This is a genomic window from Brevundimonas sp. UBA5713, from assembly GCF_002419815.1.
Taxonomy (GTDB): Bacteria; Pseudomonadota; Alphaproteobacteria; order Caulobacterales; family Caulobacteraceae; genus Brevundimonas.
In genome coordinates, this window is record NZ_DIGV01000007.1 from 8,335 (window position 1) to 24,444 (window position 16,110).

12 protein-coding genes are annotated in these 16,110 nt (G+C 62.5%); 3 read left to right on the forward strand and 9 right to left on the reverse strand.

Annotated elements, in window-relative coordinates:
* From B3B04_RS00810 to B3B04_RS00840, 7 genes are all read right to left on the reverse strand, one after another.
* Window positions 1-919: Ig-like domain-containing protein (locus tag B3B04_RS00810; protein WP_292038813.1), on the reverse strand; the 919-nt coding region annotated here is incomplete at its 3' end.
* A 304-nt stretch (window positions 920-1,223) separates the two neighbouring features.
* Window positions 1,224-2,951, reverse strand: coding sequence for a LuxR C-terminal-related transcriptional regulator (locus B3B04_RS00815; RefSeq protein ID WP_292038814.1), 1,728 nt, complete (start codon window positions 2,949-2,951; stop codon window positions 1,224-1,226).
* Between the two features lie 119 nt (window positions 2,952-3,070).
* Window positions 3,071-4,261 (reverse strand): HlyD family efflux transporter periplasmic adaptor subunit, encoded by a 1,191-nt coding sequence (locus B3B04_RS00820; protein ID WP_292038815.1) that lies wholly within the window; start codon window positions 4,259-4,261, stop codon window positions 3,071-3,073.
* Window positions 4,251-6,371, reverse strand: coding sequence for a type I secretion system permease/ATPase (locus B3B04_RS00825; protein WP_292038817.1), 2,121 nt, complete (start codon window positions 6,369-6,371; stop codon window positions 4,251-4,253). The genes B3B04_RS00820 and B3B04_RS00825 overlap by 11 nt, the downstream gene beginning before the upstream one ends.
* Window positions 6,368-7,612: a TolC family protein gene (locus B3B04_RS00830; RefSeq protein WP_292038819.1), complete on the reverse strand. Its 1,245-nt coding sequence runs from the start codon at window positions 7,610-7,612 to the stop codon at window positions 6,368-6,370. The genes B3B04_RS00825 and B3B04_RS00830 overlap by 4 nt, the downstream gene beginning before the upstream one ends.
* A gap of 224 nt (window positions 7,613-7,836) precedes the next feature.
* Window positions 7,837-8,274 carry a nuclear transport factor 2 family protein gene (locus B3B04_RS00835; protein ID WP_292038821.1) on the reverse strand — a complete coding sequence of 146 codons (438 nt, stop codon included), beginning with the start codon at window positions 8,272-8,274 and terminating at the stop codon, window positions 7,837-7,839.
* A 12-nt stretch (window positions 8,275-8,286) separates the two neighbouring features.
* Window positions 8,287-10,302: an NADPH-dependent 2,4-dienoyl-CoA reductase gene (locus B3B04_RS00840; protein ID WP_292038823.1), complete on the reverse strand. Its 2,016-nt coding sequence runs from the start codon at window positions 10,300-10,302 to the stop codon at window positions 8,287-8,289.
* A gap of 126 nt (window positions 10,303-10,428) precedes the next feature.
* On the opposite strand from B3B04_RS00840, the gene B3B04_RS00845 reads away from it, so the two are divergent.
* The gene (locus B3B04_RS00845) at window positions 10,429-10,977 is read left to right on the forward strand and encodes a PadR family transcriptional regulator (protein WP_292038825.1); all 549 of its coding nucleotides are present in this window, start codon (window positions 10,429-10,431) and stop codon (window positions 10,975-10,977) included.
* 9 nt (window positions 10,978-10,986) lie between these two features.
* On the opposite strand, the gene B3B04_RS00850 is transcribed toward B3B04_RS00845, so the two are convergent.
* Complete coding sequence (locus B3B04_RS00850) at window positions 10,987-11,973, reverse strand: MBL fold metallo-hydrolase (protein ID WP_292038826.1); 987 nt, start codon at window positions 11,971-11,973, stop codon at window positions 10,987-10,989.
* A 119-nt stretch (window positions 11,974-12,092) separates the two neighbouring features.
* On the opposite strand from B3B04_RS00850, the gene B3B04_RS00855 reads away from it, so the two are divergent.
* Entirely contained in the window at window positions 12,093-13,328 is a 1,236-nt protein-coding gene (locus tag B3B04_RS00855) for a multidrug effflux MFS transporter (protein ID WP_292038828.1), read from the forward strand.
* Window positions 13,329-13,381: 53 nt separating this feature from the next.
* A complete protein-coding gene (locus tag B3B04_RS00860) occupies window positions 13,382-15,400 on the forward strand; it encodes a M1 family metallopeptidase (protein WP_292038830.1) in 2,019 nt (672 codons plus the stop codon).
* A gap of 61 nt (window positions 15,401-15,461) precedes the next feature.
* Here the strand turns inward: B3B04_RS00860 and B3B04_RS00865 are convergent, their stop codons facing one another.
* Window positions 15,462-15,902, reverse strand: coding sequence for a hypothetical protein (locus tag B3B04_RS00865; RefSeq protein ID WP_292038831.1), 441 nt, complete (start codon window positions 15,900-15,902; stop codon window positions 15,462-15,464).
* Window positions 15,903-16,110: the final 208 nt, after the last annotated feature.

The window sequence follows — 16,110 nt, forward strand, 5'->3', positions numbered from 1 at the left end:
TACCGATCACCGTGCCATCAGGACCCCGGACCTCGACCTTGGCTCCAGCTTCGCCTTCACCGGTCAGGGTCTGGCCTGCATCACTGACAACCAGATTTTCAGCCGCAGCAGGGGCGGTAATATCCGGTGCCGTGGCATTGGCAGGCGGCGATACATTGCCCGCCGCGTCGGCAGCCGTCACGCTGACGCGCTCGCCATTGGCTTGAGCGGGGGTCAGCGATACCTCGAACTTGCCGTCCGCACCGACCTTGGCCGTGCCGATGACCTTGCCGTCAGCGTCACGCACGGTAACGTTGGCGTTGGCTTCTGCCGTACCGCTCAGCTTGGTTCCGTCCGCATTGAACGTCAGACCGGTGGGAGCCGCAGGCGGGGTGGTGTCGGTCGGTGGCGGCGGCGGCTGATCATCGTTGCCTGGCGGATTGTCATTGTCGTCATCATCATTGAGCAGCACACCCCCCACCAGGCCCACGCCTGCAATCACAGCTGCAGCCGCGCCAATGCCGCCCGCAGCGACAGCACCCAGCACCTCTCCGCCACTTCCGGTGAGACCTTCAAAGGGAGCCTCTTCCGTGCTGCCTGTCGAGTACACGCTCATCGGCCCATCGGTAATGGCGCGCGCGGTCTCCATCTGAACCAAGCCACCTTCGCCATCCATGAGCAACAGCTGACGAGGATCGACACCCTCGTAGAAGCCCACCAAACGAATGACTTCGCCCTCGGCATTGACCACAATCAGGTCTGCACCTTCACGGATCATCGAGGTCACATGGCCGGCATACATCCGCATGGTGATGCGGTCTGCCGCACCCACGACGATCTCGCCCGTAGCCGTGACAGTCGGTGCAGATTTCAGGACCTGACCCGCTTGGGCCAGCTTGGCCTCCAGGATCATAGGTTTTGCAGCGGTAGGGGTCTGCATGGGGAAGCTCCAAGGTCAATTCTTGCCCCATGTGGGGCCAATCAGACACTTAGAACTTGGCAGTACGGCAATGCGTTGCTGGGTAGGATTACTAGGTACAATCCCCTAAAGCTATGTAATCCATTGTCTTTTTATACGGAGTCTGTGAGTGCTCTTGCGGTAGACCCGCCACAAGATTTTCACTTTTAAGCCAAATTTGCCGATGTGGAGGTCACCCAGAACTCCCGGAACAACACCCGCGATTTACGTATAATTACGTAGATGGTCGACTTACGTGTTTTCCTAAAAATGTAATTTGCGATTTTTACCGTCGCCAATCCGCTTCTGCGGCGATGCGCAACAGGTCTGCGAGCGACTTAGCCCCGACCCGATCCATCAAATGGGCCCTGTGGGATTCGACCGTTCGAGGACTGAGTTTCAGATTGATGGCGATCGTCTTGTTGGTACCTCCTTGTAAAAGTCCCTCAAGCACTTGTCGTTCCCGTTTCGTCAGACCTTCAAATCTCGCGCGCAACTCCGCCTTTTCATCGCGTACAGGCGTAATCGGTTCCGGCTGGGGCGTTTTGGCGACCGCAGCGCGTATGGACTCCGCGACGATCCTCTGCCCCGTCGTGGCTGACAAAACGTCTATCGCCCCCATGCGCATCAGCCGGACGATAGCTTCAAGCGGGTAGTTATGGGTGCCAATAACCACCCATGGCAGCTTGCTGGCGACCATCTCCAGCCCGCCCAGCAGATCAAACAGCCGCGCCGGGTCGTTAGGGGCCTCAAACACCAGGGCACCCGGCTCGAGATTTCGGGCCACTGCTGAAAATGTCCCCCCATCGTTGAACGACAGCAGTCTGATCTGATCCATGGCGAGGGTCTGCTTTTGATAATCCAGAAGATCATCATTCCCTTCGCCAATACGCACCCAATAGGCTCGTCTTTCGACAATACGGGCGACAGGACGGAAGAGCCCCCCGATGGCTTCTGGGCCGCCCTCGCGCATGCCCAGAGGAAAGGCGTGGACCAAAACGCCCTCGCGATCGGCTGCAGGACTGGCTAGCTGCAGGGTCAACCGAACCGTCTCGCCGGCCAAAACCCGCTCAGGCATAGCGAAGGCCTGTGCGCGATCTTCCGCCCGAACAAGGGCACACCATTCTTCCCAGTAGGTGGGCTGACCGTCCGGCGCCAAGGCCCAGTCGTGGCGGGCGCTGGGTCCGATGGGACGCAATGCGGATCCATCGCCGTCCATACGCCAAATCAGGTCGTCGCCGGACGGGAGCTCGGCGTCTTCCTGCGCTCCGATACTCCAGCCGCGATGCCAGAAATCGATATCCACGCCCGAGACTGCCCAGGAGCTGACGGTGCCGCTTGTGTCGAAAAGCGGATTAAACTGCAGCCTGTGCCAGTGTGCCGCTGTGTCTTTGGCGCTTAACGGAACATGCACAGCGAACGGTCGGCGGTCGTGTGTGTGCGCAGACAGATTTTCCAGCAGCCGGTCCAGATCTTCTGCCACCATCAGCGCATGCCAGGGCGCGACGGCGTCATCGCCCACACCGGCCATGTCGCGCACCTTTCGATTGCACCACACCGGAGTTCCACTGGGCGTGCAACGCCACAGAAGGCTCGGCGTCTGGGCCATCAGGGCAGACAACGCCTCTTCGCTGGTCTGTAGGGCCTGCTCGGCCAAAACCCTGCGCGTCTGGGGGACCAGACAGATGGCATGGGTGGACGATGCCCCATCCACGGGCCACGTCTGGACCTGCCAGTAGCTTACGGGACTACTATCGGAAGCCGCCAGCGACACCTCAGGCGGCAAAGGCGCCCTGATCCAGTCGTGTAGCGGCGACGTAGCCGGAAGCTGTTGACCGGACAGCCCGACATCCAGTCCTTCGATTTCCCCGAAGGCGTCATTAAAATACACCTTCCCTTGCGCCACGACGCCCATGGGCAGCGGCGAATGGGTCATCCACGCCAGCCACGGCGGATCGCCTGCCGGATCGAAACCGCCCGTCATTCCGGAAAGGGTAGCGGCGGTCCGCGCCATATCGGTCTGACCCGTATCAGTCGATGGATGCGGTGCGCCCCCCGAAGATGTGAGAGACGGCTTCTGGGACATGTCGAGGGCTAACAGCTAAGCAATAGGTCCTTATTCAAGGGTCGAAATCAAGTGAGGCGGGCTTTCATCAACGGCTTGAGCAAATAGCTAAGCACAGAACGTCGACCAGACTGAATGTCTACCTGTGCCACCATGCCGGGCCGGATGGGCAGGCGCTCGCCGTTCTTTTCCAGATAGGCGCGGTCAGTGCGTATCAGCACGCTGTAATAGGCCATCTTACCGCGCGGCGTATCCTCTTCGAGCGTGTCCTCACTGATCTGCTCTACCCGCCCCGGCAGGTCGCCATAGATGGTGAAATCATAGGCCGAGATTTTCACGCTGGCCGGCATGCCCTCGCGGATGAAGGCGACATCGCTGGGCTGCACCTTGGCCTCGACCAACAGCTGGTCGTCCACGGGGGTCAGCTGCATGATCGGCTCGCCCGGCTGGACCACCCCACCGCGCGTGGTGACCATGATCTCGTTGACGCGCGCCCGGACGGGGGCCGTCAGGCGGGTACGCTTCAGCTGGTCACTGCGCTGGTTGAGGATTTCGCTCTGGGCGGCCAGCTCGGCTTTCTTGTTGGCCAGCTCGGCATAGGCCTCCTGCATATAGGTGTTGCGCACCTCGGTCTGGCGACCTGTCAGGGCGGCAATGTCCTTGCCCAGTTTCAGGCTTTCGACCTCGCTGACCACGCCGCGCTGGGCCAGTGGCGACACCAGCGACAGCTGCCGCTGGGCATAGGTGGTCTCGGACGACAGGGCGGCCAAGGTGGCGTTCAGGTTCTGGCGACGAGCGCGGAACAGGGCCTGTTCCGAGGCGATCACCGGATCGCCTGCGGGAATGGAGGACGGAAAGCTGATGCTGGTCGCGCCCAGTACCTCGGCCTCCAGTCGGGCGATGGCCGCCGTCAAGGCCTTTACCTGAGCGGCGGTTTCCTGCGTGGCCGTGGTGAAGCGGGTGTCGTCCAGCTGGGCCAGCGGTTGCCCTGCCGAAACGATCTCGCCCTCGCGCACCAACAGCTCTTGCAGGATGCCGCCCTCAAGGCTCTGGATCACCTGGACACGGCTATTGGGAATGACCTTGCCCTCGCCGCGCGCCACTTCGTCGACCTTGGCCCAAGCGGCCCAGATGATGAAGACAGCCACCACCCCCACACACGCCCACAAAATAGGCCGCGCCAGCGGATGGGCCTCACCCTCACGGGTGTCGGCCAAGGCGCGGCGGATGCGGCGCTCTATGCTGCGATCAACCGGCATTGGCCCTCCGAACCTCCCCCATCGACGCCGTGCCGGCAGGGCCATCGCCCACCAGCCGCCCGTTCGACAGGGCAATCACGCGGTCAGCCAAGGAGAAAACCGAGCGGCGATGGGTGGCGATGACGACCGTGCGACCCTGTAGCCAGCCGGATAGATACTCGATCAACCGCCGCTCATTGTTTTGGTCATAGGCGGCCGTCGGCTCGTCCATCAGAACGATACGCGGGTCTTGCAGGATCAGCCGCGCCAGGGCGATGGCCTGACGCTGGCCACCCGACACACTGCCGCGCCCGATCAGTTGCAGGTCCAGCCCGTGCGGATGGGCGCGCACAAAGCCGCCAAGGCCCACAGCGTCCAGCGCCTCGAACAGCTCCTCATCGCTGTGGCGACCGCCATCCAGCGTCAGATTGTCCCTCAACGAGCCATGGAACAGCACGGCATCCTGCGGCAGGAAGCCGATGGCGCGGCGCCGGTCCGCCGGTTCGATCTGCAGCAGACTGACGTCATCCAACAACACACTGCCCGCCGTTGCCTCTCCGAAACCGGACAGCACCCGCAGCAGCGTCGACTTGCCCGCACCATTGCCGCCAATCAGGGCGATCTTCTCGCCCGTGCGGATTTCCAGACGCGGCAGGGTCAGCACCGGCGGGCTGTCAGGGGCGAGCCGCACCTCGACACCTTGCAATTTATAGTGGCCGGTCAGTTCGGGTTTACGCGTGAACTGCCGATCGGCAGGCCGCTCGGTGGGCGAGGCCATCAACTGGTCCAGTCCCTCCAGCGCCACCTTCACATGCTGCCAGCGGGCCATAATGCCCGTGAACTGGGCCGTGGGCGACACGGCGCGGGACACCAGCAGAGAACAGGCCACCAAGGCCCCCATGGTCATGTGGCCTGCCGCGATCTGATGCACGCCGATGACCACGGTGCCCACATAGGCCAACTGCTGAACCGTCGATCCGAACGAAGAGATCATGCTGGACAGGTTGCGGTTTTTCAGGCCGCTTTCGGCCAGCTGCGCCGTCAGCTGTTCCCACAAGCGAAGGTTGCGGCCCTCGCCGCGCGCGGCCTTCAGTCCTTCCAGATTGTCGACCGTTTCCAGCAAGAGGCCATGTTTGACCGCCCCTTCGCGCAGGTTGGCGCGCGACAGCTCGGCCATCTTCTTTTGCAAGGCAAAGGCGGGGATCAGCATGATGATGACCGCCGCCGCAGGTGCCAGAGCCACCGGACCACCGAGGAAGCCGATAACGATCAGGAAGAAGATGATGAAGGGCGCATCGCTGATGGCCGCCACAGTCGAGGCGGTAAAGAACTCGCGCACGGTCTCGAACTCTTTGACCTGACTGGCAAAGGCCCCCGTTGATCCGGGCTTGGCCGACAGACGCACCGCCATCACCTGTTCAAACAGGCGCGATGACAACTGGGAATCCAGCGTCTTTCCGGTGGCTTCCAGCAGGTGGGCGCGCAGGCTCTTGAGCAAAAGTTCGGCCAAGATAGCCACCACCACACCCGTGGTCAGCACCCACAGGGTCGGAAAATTGCTGGTCGGCACCACACGGTCATAGACCTGCATGACGAACAGCGAACTGGCCACCGCCAGCAGGTTGGCGAAGATCGCCGCTGCGCCCACCTCCATAAACGCAGGCCATGCCTGTGCGACTGTGGACCTGAGCCAGTGGCGTTTTTCCGGCTGGGCATAGGCTCCGGCGCGGCTGTCGCCCGTATAGATGGGGCGCGCGAACACCATGTCCCCAGAATAGGCCTTGCGCAGCTTCTCCATGGAGACGCGCTGGGCCCCGCCGTGGGTGAAGGGACTGAGAACGACCGCCTCTTCGTCCTCGCGCGCGGCAAACACCAGACAGCGGCCATTACGCAGCAGGATCAGGGTCGGGAACAAATCCTCCGGCACCTCGTCCAGAGGCAGGGGCACCACCCGCGCCGACAGGCCCGCACGGCGCATGGCGCGGCGCACCTGATCCAGTGGCAGACGCCCGTTCTCCAGCGGCAGGCCATCGCCCAACATGGCCGCCGAGGCCGTACAGCCCAGTTCGGCAGCCAGAAGGCTCAGCCCCTCGCGAAGCGGGTCGACCTCGGGCGGGAGAGGACGTGTCATCTTTCGCTAGCGAAGCTGTGGGCCAGCATGCCCAGCTGCGCAGCGGCACGGTACTGGTTTCGCAACCGCTCGACTGTCAGTTCCAGAATCTGGCGCTCGGCATCGAAATACTCATTCTCCATGACGATCAGGTCCTGGATATCCCGCCGACCGACAATGAACTGCTCGGCATAGGCGGTGCGCACACCTGACGACTGGGTCACCTGATCCGACAGGGCATTGATCCGCTCGTCCAGCGCGCGGTCCGTCACCACCAGGGAACTGACGGTGCGCTTCAAATCGCGGGCTGTGGCATCCACGCCCAGACGGGCGGCATCACGGCGGGCCGCCTCCAGTCGCGGACGCTGGAAGGCGGTCAGTCCCTGCTGGGTCGACATACGCAGGCGTAGGCCAATGGCGCTGTCATCGATCAGGCGTCCGCCGATTTCGCGCTTTTGAACCGAACCTTCCAATACCAGCCGCGGATAACGCGCGGCCTCGGCCTCGCGGACGGTGGCGTCAGCGGCGCGGGCCTCCAGCACCGAACGCCGATACAGCGGCGAGGCCACTATGGCCTGTTCCAGCACCGGCTCCGACCGCAGGGGGATCAGGAAGGTCGGCATCTCGGGCAGGCGCACACTGCCCGCCTCGCGACCGACCAGCACGGTGAACATTTCTTCGGCTTCGGCCAACTGTCCGTTGATGCGGGCGCGCAGGCCACCTGCCGTCGCCATGGCCAGATTGGCGCGGCCCAGTTCGGCCTGATCCGAGAAGCGGCCCGAGACACGCTCTTGCGCCATGGATTGCAGTCGGCCCAGACGCTCCAGATGACCGCGCGTCATTTCCAGCTGGGCGCGGCCTCCGGCGATATCGAGCCACAGTTCTGCAACCTGTAGCGCCACATCGTCCTGCGTCACCAGCAGCTGGGCTTCCTGCCTGTCCTTCAACGCATCGGCACGGTCGATGGTCGAGCGGACCTGACCCCAGTCATACAGGGTCTGGGAAAGTGAAACGTCATAGCCGACGCCGGATGATTCCGGACCTGCCGAGGCGTTAAGCGCGGGCAGATAGCCGTTGCGCGCAATGTCGCCTTCCACCTCTGCGACACCCAGTTCGGCGCGCGCGGTGCGGACATCGGGGTCTCGGGCCAAGGCTTCGCGGATAGCCGCACCCAGCTCGGCATTGGTCGAGATAGGGGCCACGGCAGTGGTGGCGGGCGGCGTCGTCTGCGCGATAGCGGGTGCGCCCAGAGCAAGAGCCAAAACGGCGATTGAAACACATCCCCCGTTACGTAACGTCCGGACCATTCAAACCCCCAAAGACACAACCGTCACCATTGATTCGGCATCATGTGATAACACTGAAATCTCTATTTTCGGTGTGCGGGGGAATTTTTTGTGAAGCTTGATAAGCTTTTGAACCTACTAAAAAGGCCGCGCAGCTTTCCGCGCGGCCCCTTCAAATGTGCTTGTCCGAATGTGGGTGCCTAGTTGCCCTTGTAGGCCGGCAGCAGATGACCAAGGCGCGCGCCCATAGCCGCCCCCAAAGCCTGAAGGCCGTTAAACGGGCGCACCATCACCTCGAAATCGGTAATCAGGCCGTCCTCGTCGAACTGGATCATATCGATCCCTTTCAGCGACTTGTCACCAACCTTGGCGCTGAATTCGAGCACCGCACTTTGCCCATCAGCCCCCGCAAAGACGCGGTGGTAGGTAAAGTCCTCGAACACCTCGATCACATTGCTGAGCACCAGAACAACGGCTGCTGCACTCTCATACCCCTTGAAGGCCATGGGGGAACGGAACACGGCGTCGGGGTGCAAAATGGCCTGCAGCGTCTCCATGTCCTTATTGGCCACAACGCCGTGCCAGCGCTCAAGCGTCTGGATCACCTTGGGATTCAGTTGGGTTTCGGTGCTGAGCATAGTGTCCTCCCCTTAGATGGCGGCGGCCAGAACCGTGCCTTGGTTGATGGCGCGCTTGGCGTCCAGTTCGGCGGCGACGTCCGCACCCCCGATCAGGTGAACCGATGCGCCCTTCTGGGTAAGCGCCGCGTGCAGCGAGCGTTCCGGCTCCTGACCGGCGCAGATCACCACCGTGTCGGCCTCGATCAGTTGCGACTGGCCGTCGATGGTGACGTGCACGCCCTTTTCATCGATGCGCTCATAGGTGCAGCCGGGGATCATGTTCACGCCCTTGGCCACGAGGCCTGCGCGGTGGATCCATCCGGTCGTCTTGCCCAGATTGGCACCCACCTTGGAGGTCTTGCGCTGTAGCAGGGTCACTTGGCGAGCCGGAGCGTGGGGCTGTGGCGTTTTCAGGCCGCCCGCGGTCGCATAGGTGCGGTCCACACCCCATTCGGTGTTGAACAGTTCGGCATCCTGCGACGGGCTGGTACCCTCATGGACCAGATACTCGGCCACGTCGAAGCCGATGCCGCCCGCACCGATGATGGCGACCTTCTCGCCCACCGGCTTTTTGTCGCGCAACACATCAAGGTAACCCAGCACGTTCGGGCCGTTGACGCCTTCGATCTCGGGGCGGCGCGGCGCGATACCTGTCGCCAGCACCACCTCGTCAAACCCGCCCAGATCATCGGCCGAAACGCGGGTGTTCAGTTTCACCGTCACGCCCGTCTGTTCAAGGCGGCGGCCAAAGTAGCGCAGGGTCTCGTAGAACTCTTCCTTGCCCGGTACCTGTTTGGCGATGTTGAACTGGCCGCCGATCTTGTCGTCGGCATCGAACAAGGTGACGGCGTGACCGCGCTCGGCTGCCGTGGTGGCAAAGGCCAGACCTGCGGGGCCAGCGCCGACCACCGCGATGGTCTTTTTAGCCTCGCTCGGCGTGATGACGATCTCCGTCTCGTGGCAGGCGCGCGGGTTCACGAGGCAAGAGGTGATCTGCAAGGAGAAGGTGTGATCAAGGCACGCCTGATTGCAGCCGATGCAGGTGTTGATGTCGTCTGCGCGGCCCTCGGCAGCCTTCTTCACGAACTCGGCGTCGGCGAGGAAGGGCCGCGCCATAGAAATCATATCGGCATTGCCGTCGGCCAGAACCTGCTCGGCGACGTCCGGCGTATTGATGCGGTTGGTCGCGACCAGCGGAATACCGACCTTGCCCATCAGGTTCTTGGTCACCCAGGCAAAGGCTGCGCGCGGCACCTTGGTGGCGATGGTCGGGATGCGGGCCTCATGCCAGCCGATGCCGGTATTGATGATGGTGGCACCGGCCTTCTCGATGGCCTGTGCCAGTTGGATCACCTCGTCCAGCGTCGAGCCGCCCTCCACGAGGTCCAGCATCGACAGGCGGTAGATGATGATGAAGTTCGGCCCGACCTTTTCGCGCACACGGCGCACGATCTCGACAGGGAAGCGGATGCGGTTCTCGTAGGAGCCGCCCCATTCATCGTCGCGCTGGTTGGTGCGCGCGGCGATGAACTCGTTGATCAGATAGCCTTCGGAGCCCATGATCTCGACGCCGTCATAGCCCGCGTATTGGGCCAGATGGGCAGCGTTGACGAAGTCCTCGATGGTCTGCTCGACCTCTTCGCCCGTCAGCGGATGCGGCACGAAGGGGTTGATCGGAGCCTTGATGGCCGACGGCCCCACCAGCTCCGACGAATAGGCATAGCGGCCAAAGTGCAGGATCTGCATGGCGATCTTGCCACCCGCATCATGCACGGCCTTGGTCACGACTTTGTGGTGGTCGGCCTCTTCGGTCGTGGTCATCTTGGAGCCACCCGGCCACGGTGCCGCGCGGCTGTTAGGCGCGATACCGCCAGTGACGATAAGGCCGACCCCGCCCGCCGCACGCTCGGCATAGAAGGCGGCCATGCGGTTGAAACCGTTCGGTGCCTCTTCCAGCCCCACGTGCATCGAGCCCATCAGCACGCGGTTTTTCAGCGTGGTGAAACCCAGATCAAGCGGGCTGTTCAATAGCGGATAGTGGGTCATGGGCACGAAGGCTCCCCGAAGCGCGGTGGCAGAAGTCTGAGCCTAACTGAGCCATAGGGCCGATTGTTTTGCAACGGGTTGCAAAAACATTTGAGCATGACGCGCTTCCGGTCTTAACTGCACACCATGTCCCTGCCCCACGCCCTGTTGACCAGCCTGATTGAATCCCCCGGTTCCGGACTGGAACTTGCGCGGCGGTTCGACAAGTCGATCGGCCATTTCTGGCAGGCCACACACCAGCAAATCTATCGCGAGCTCAGCCGCCTCGAGAACGAAGGCTTGATCGCCTCGGAAGCCGAAGCGGATGCCCGTGGGCGCAAGCGCAACTATCATGTCCTGCCCAAGGGCAAGGCCATGCTGACGCAGTGGCTGGGCGAAGAAGAGCCTGTGCCGCCGCTTCGCGACACGCTGATGGTCAAGCTGCGGGCTGAGGCGGTGCTGAACAGCCATGACGGCGCACGCGCCCTTCGCGACACCCTGCAAAAGCGATTGGCCCACCACCGCGCCAAGCTGTTAGAGTTCGAACAGTTCGAGGCGCGTGACACGGCCAAGGGTCTAAATGACCGTGCCAGCCAACTACGCCACATGATCCTGAAGGCTGGCCTGAGACACGAACGCGGCTGGGTCGAGACCCTGCAAGACGCGCTGGAGTTGCTTGAAGCAGGTAACAGCTAGGCTCGGACTCTAACAACGGCCTGAGGCTGAAAGGTCCAAAGGCGCGTTAACGATGGGCAGAGCCACGGTTACCCCGCCTCCTGCCAGTGCGCTTATCTCGGTCAGGGCAAGATCAATCCGGTCTACGGCATAGGGCAGTGGCTTCAGAGGCTTTTCCAAAGGGCGTGTGAAGTCGTCCCAGTGGATCGGGACAACCAGTCTGGCCCCGCTGGCACCGACCGTCGCAGCATAATATCGGCGGATATAGTCCTTATCCTGCAGGCCTAACTGTCCAACAGACAGGAAGATCACATCGGCTGGATAGTGGCTCAGGTCTTGATGCGGCAGGCCCGCGCTGGGCATGACCATGATCCGGCATTCGCCATGGGTAATGTGCAGGCCGTACCCCTTGCCAAAGCGATAGTCGCCAGCCTTGGCCGGAACGGCGAAATCTTCAGCGACATCGCCCATCATCAAACCATCCGGCGCGTGATCGATCTCAAAGATACGTACCGTCATACTGCCCACCTTCAGCACATCCGCAGCGGCGATCTGGCGAAACGGCACATCTCCATCGGCGCGACCAATGCGCCCCGTCGAGGCCCCGCCCCAGACTTCGCCGCCGTAAAGTCTGACGATCGCTGGCGCATCCATGGCGTGGTCATAGTGGCTGTGCGTCGCCAGCACGGCAGACACCTTGTTGATACCGGCCTGCGAAAAGGTCTGGCGAAGTGCGCGCTCATCGGAAGCCAACCGCGTCAGCAGCACAGGGCCCAGCCTCGGCCTGCTGACGAAGCCATCGATCACAAAGGCCTCGGCCTCATCAATGACAGCCAGTGAGGCCGTGCCGAAAAATCGCACCTCCATCGCGCCCTGACGTGCCATGGGCAGTTCAGGCCACATCTCCAGCGAAGGGCGCAGATTGATCGCCACCCATCCGGCCAAGAGCGATGCCGCCGATCCCGCGATCAGCCCCCACACCCACCACTTGCGACGCGCGCTTCGTATCCCTGCCATACTCTACTGACATATATATCAATATAAATAGCAAGAGTTACCGGCCTACTGGCGCACGTTTTCTGGCGCAGACATCAAACAGGGTTGCGCCAAAAGACCGCAGGCGGCATCAGCAGGATATGACATCGACCACCCCCACGCCCGCCAAGGGCCCCGGCTTTGCCGAGTTTGTCTGCCTGATCGCCATTATGATGGCGCTCAATGCGCTGGCGATCGACGCCATGCTGCCAGCATTGCCTGCTATCGGGGCCGATCTGGGTGTGGTGAATGAAAACACGCGCCAGTGGGTCATCACCGCCTATTTGCTGGGCTTCGGCGTGGCGCAACTGGCCTATGGCCCGCTGTCCGACCGCTTTGGCCGAAAGCCGATCCTGATGGTCGGCATCGGCATCTATGTCGCCTTCTCCGTCGTGGCGGCCTTTTCGCACACCTTTGCCGTGCTTCTGCTGGCCCGCGTCGGCATGGGTATCGGCGTAGCCGCAACGCGTGTGCTGGCCGTCTCCATCGTGCGTGACCGTTATGAAGGCCGCACCATGGCGCGCGTCATGTCGCTGAGCTTCCTTGTCTTCCTCGGCATTCCAATCATCGCCCCGACCGTGGGCCAGCTGGTTCTGCTGGTCGGACCGTGGCAATGGATTTTCTGGGTGTTTGCCCTGTTCGGGACCAGCTTCATGGTCTGGGCTGCAATCCGCCTGCCCGAAACCCTGCATCCGGATGACCGCCGCGAAATCCGTTTTGCCCCGATTGCCCAGGCCTTCCGCTATGCCCTGACCAACCGTCAGGCCATGCTGGCCATGACCTTCGTGATCGGGGGCCTGTTCGGCTTCATCAACTCGTCGCAGCAAATCTTCTTCGACGTGTTTGAACAGCCCCAGCTATTCACCATCGTCTTTGCGCTGGTGGCCTGCGGCATTGCCGTGTCGTCGTTGCTGAACTCGCAGCTGGTCGAGCGTCTCGGGTCGCGCCTGATTTCGCACTCGGCACTGATCGGCTTTATCGTCTTCAGCATCATCCACGCCGTCATTGCCCTTTCCGGCCACGACAACATCTGGACCTTCTCCATCCTGCAAGGCTGCAAGATGTTCTGCTTCGGTCTGGTGGCGGGTAATTTCGGCTCCATGGCCATGGAGCCCATGGGCCATATCGCAGGCACGGCCTCTTCGGTGCAGGGCTTTATCTCCACTATTGGTGGTGCCGGTTTGGGTTTCTTTATCGGTCAGAGCTTTGACCGCACCACGGTGCCGCTGACGCTGGGCTTTGCCATTCTGTCCAGCGTGGCCTTGCTTCTGGTGCTGTGGGCCGAGCGGGGCCGTCTGTTCAAAGCGCGGCATTCACATCAACAGCCTGTAACTTGATCTTTGCGCCAGAACGGGGGCACTTCGACAACATCTGATTGAAGGAGTTGCCGATGAACCTCCGTCTGGCGAGCAAGGTATCCGCACTTGCTCTTGCGACGGCTCTGGCTGCCAGCCTCGGGGCCTGCGCCACGACCACCTCGACCTACCCGTCCAGCGCCATTCGGAGCGTTGACGCCCATGCGGCCTATGTCGCCGCTGTGAACGCCGCCACGGCCGACGTGAGCGCCGGGCCAACGGCGCAGACGGAATATGTCCGTGACGTCCATTCCTTCGCCCGTCCGGAAGAAGCGCGCGTCCATCACGTCAATCTGGATCTGGTTGCCGATTTCGACGCCAAGACCCTGTCCGGCAGCGCCACTCTGATCGTCACGGGCAAGCCCGGTGCCACCTCGCTGGTGCTGGACATCAAGAACCTCGACATCCGCTCGGTCACCGACAAGGACGGCAACGGCCTGCCCTTCTCCCAAGGCCAGCGCGACGCCATCAAGGGCCAGCCGCTGACCATCACCGTGCCCGCCTTCCAGTCGGGCGATGTGCGCGAGATCGTCATCCACTATTCCACCCGTCCCGATGCGGCGGCGCTTCAGTGGCTGACCCCGCAACAGACAGCCGGTGGCCAGCACCCCTATCTGTTCAGTCAGGGTCAGGCGATCCTGACCCGTACGTGGATCCCTACGCAGGACAGCCCCGGCATCCGCCAGACCTATACCGCCCGGATCATCACGCCGGGCAATCTGCGCGCCGTCATGTCGGCCGAGAGCCTGTCCAGCGAAGCCACCCCGATGGGCGATGGCCGCTCGGCCTGGTATTTCAACCTCGACAAGCCGGTACCGCCCTATCTGATCGCTCTGGGCGTCGGCGACATTGCCTTCAAGGCCTTCGACCAGCGCTCGGGCGTCTGGACCGAGCCGGGCGAACTGGACCGCGCCCACCATGAACTGGTGCCGACCGCACCGATGATCGATGCGGCCGAGGCGCTTTATGGTCCCTATCAGTGGGGTCGCTATGACCTGCTGGTCCTGCCGCCCAGCTTCCCTTTCGGCGGTATGGAAAACCCCATGCTGACCTTTGCCACGCCGACGATCATCGCCGGTGACCGCTCGCTGGTGGCGCTGGTGGCGCACGAACTGGCCCACAGCTGGTCGGGCAACCTCGTCACCAATGCGACGTGGGACGACTTCTGGCTCAACGAAGGCTTCACCTCCTATTTCGAGAACCGGATTATGGAGGCCATCTACGGCCATGACGCTGCGGTTCAGGAACAGGTGCTGGCATGGGCAGGTCTGCAGGACGAACTGGCCAGCCTGCCGCCCGAAGACACCCGCCTGAAGCTGGACCTGGCCGGTCGTGATCCCGACGAGGGCATGAACGCCATCGCCTATGACAAGGGTGCCGCCTTCCTGCGCACGATCGAGCGCATTGCCGGACGCGAAGCCTTCGATGCGTGGATGCGGGGCTATTTCGAGCGCAATGCTTGGCGTCCAATGACGACCGACCGCTTCCTTGAGGATATCCGCACCCATCTGGTTCGCGGCGATGCCAAGCTGGAAGCCGATCTGATGCTGGAGCAATGGGTGCACCAGCCGGGCCTGCCGTCCAACGTGCAGGCTCCGATGTCCAACGCCTTTACCGTGGTCGATCAGGCCGCGTCGGCCTTCTATACCCAAGGCGGAAAGGCCTCGGACATTCCGTGGGCCGGCTGGAACACCCAGCAGCGCCAGCGCTTCCTGAACTGGAAGCCACAGGGGACCTCGGGTGCACCGGTCGCCAATACCGCCCAACTGGCCGATCTGGATGCCGCGCTGAAGCTGAACCAGGAGGGCAATGCGGAGGTCCGCTTCGCATGGCTCCAACTGGCGCTGGCGGCCCGCTATGAGCCTGCGGTCGCTTCGGCAGACGCGTTCCTGACCCAGATGGGCCGCCGCAAATTCGTCCTGCCGCTGTTCCAGACCCTGTGGGGCCAAGGCGACTGGGGCAAGGCGCACGCCCGCCGCATCTATGCCAAGGCCCGCCCGCTGTATCACCCTGTCACGACCAACTCGGTCGATGCCGTGGTGGGCCGCCCGTAAGGCTCAAGACAAGCTCTAAAAAGCGAAACGCCCTGTCGATCCGGCAGGGCGTTTTTCCTGGTCAGTTATCCAGCGCCCCGCCGTGGGCGGCCTCGGTGACGCAGGCCTGAAGCTGGCGCAGATATTTGTCCGGATCGTCCACGGCCTTTTGCTCCAGCAGATCTTTCAACTCCACCATCACAGACGCGGGGATGGCCTCGGCACCATCCGGGTCGGGCAGATGCTCCAGCCAGTATTCCTGAATGAACCAGATGGGAGAGTTCACATCCATGCCTCGTGCGCTCACCCGTTCGATCAGCAACTCCATATGGGCCGCACAGATAGTGGCTTCACGCAGATTGGGCGCGACCGGACGCAACGCATTATAGCGCATCACCGGCAAGGCGGGTCGCAAGACACGCGGCGGCGTGGGGGCGTCCTGACGGACCGCAGGTGCCGGATCCGAAGGGCTGGCCTGCTGGGCGGGCAAGGTGCCTGCCAACATCAGAGTGACCAACGCCACGAACATCTCTCAACCTTTCAGCCGCAACGGCAACGGAGGGGGGAACAGAGACAGGCGACACACGATACCACAGCACCGAACACCGAAGTCCTAACCTGAAACCTAGTCGTATGCGCCGCGTTTGGTTCCGGACCAGCGGTCTGCCAACCATTTCCGGCGACGACTGATGCAGCAATCTCACAGCTTGGCGTTCGACAGGCTCCGTTCT

Excerpts from the sequence above, each read along its gene's own strand:
- B3B04_RS00815 (WP_292038814.1), bottom strand. The coding sequence starts at position 2,951 with ATGGCGCGGACCGCCGCTACCCTTTCCGGAATGACGGGCGGTTTCGAT.
- B3B04_RS00820 (WP_292038815.1), bottom strand. The coding sequence starts at position 4,261 with ATGCCGGTTGATCGCAGCATAGAGCGCCGCATCCGCCGCGCCTTGGCC.
- B3B04_RS00825 (WP_292038817.1), bottom strand. The coding sequence starts at position 6,371 with ATGACACGTCCTCTCCCGCCCGAGGTCGACCCGCTTCGCGAGGGGCTG.
- B3B04_RS00835 (WP_292038821.1), bottom strand. The coding sequence starts at position 8,274 with ATGCTCAGCACCGAAACCCAACTGAATCCCAAGGTGATCCAGACGCTT.
- B3B04_RS00840 (WP_292038823.1), bottom strand. The coding sequence starts at position 10,302 with ATGACCCACTATCCGCTATTGAACAGCCCGCTTGATCTGGGTTTCACC.
- B3B04_RS00845 (WP_292038825.1), top strand. The coding sequence starts at position 10,429 with ATGTCCCTGCCCCACGCCCTGTTGACCAGCCTGATTGAATCCCCCGGT.
- B3B04_RS00850 (WP_292038826.1), bottom strand. The coding sequence starts at position 11,973 with ATGGCAGGGATACGAAGCGCGCGTCGCAAGTGGTGGGTGTGGGGGCTG.
- B3B04_RS00855 (WP_292038828.1), top strand. The coding sequence starts at position 12,093 with ATGACATCGACCACCCCCACGCCCGCCAAGGGCCCCGGCTTTGCCGAG.
- B3B04_RS00860 (WP_292038830.1), top strand. The coding sequence starts at position 13,382 with ATGAACCTCCGTCTGGCGAGCAAGGTATCCGCACTTGCTCTTGCGACG.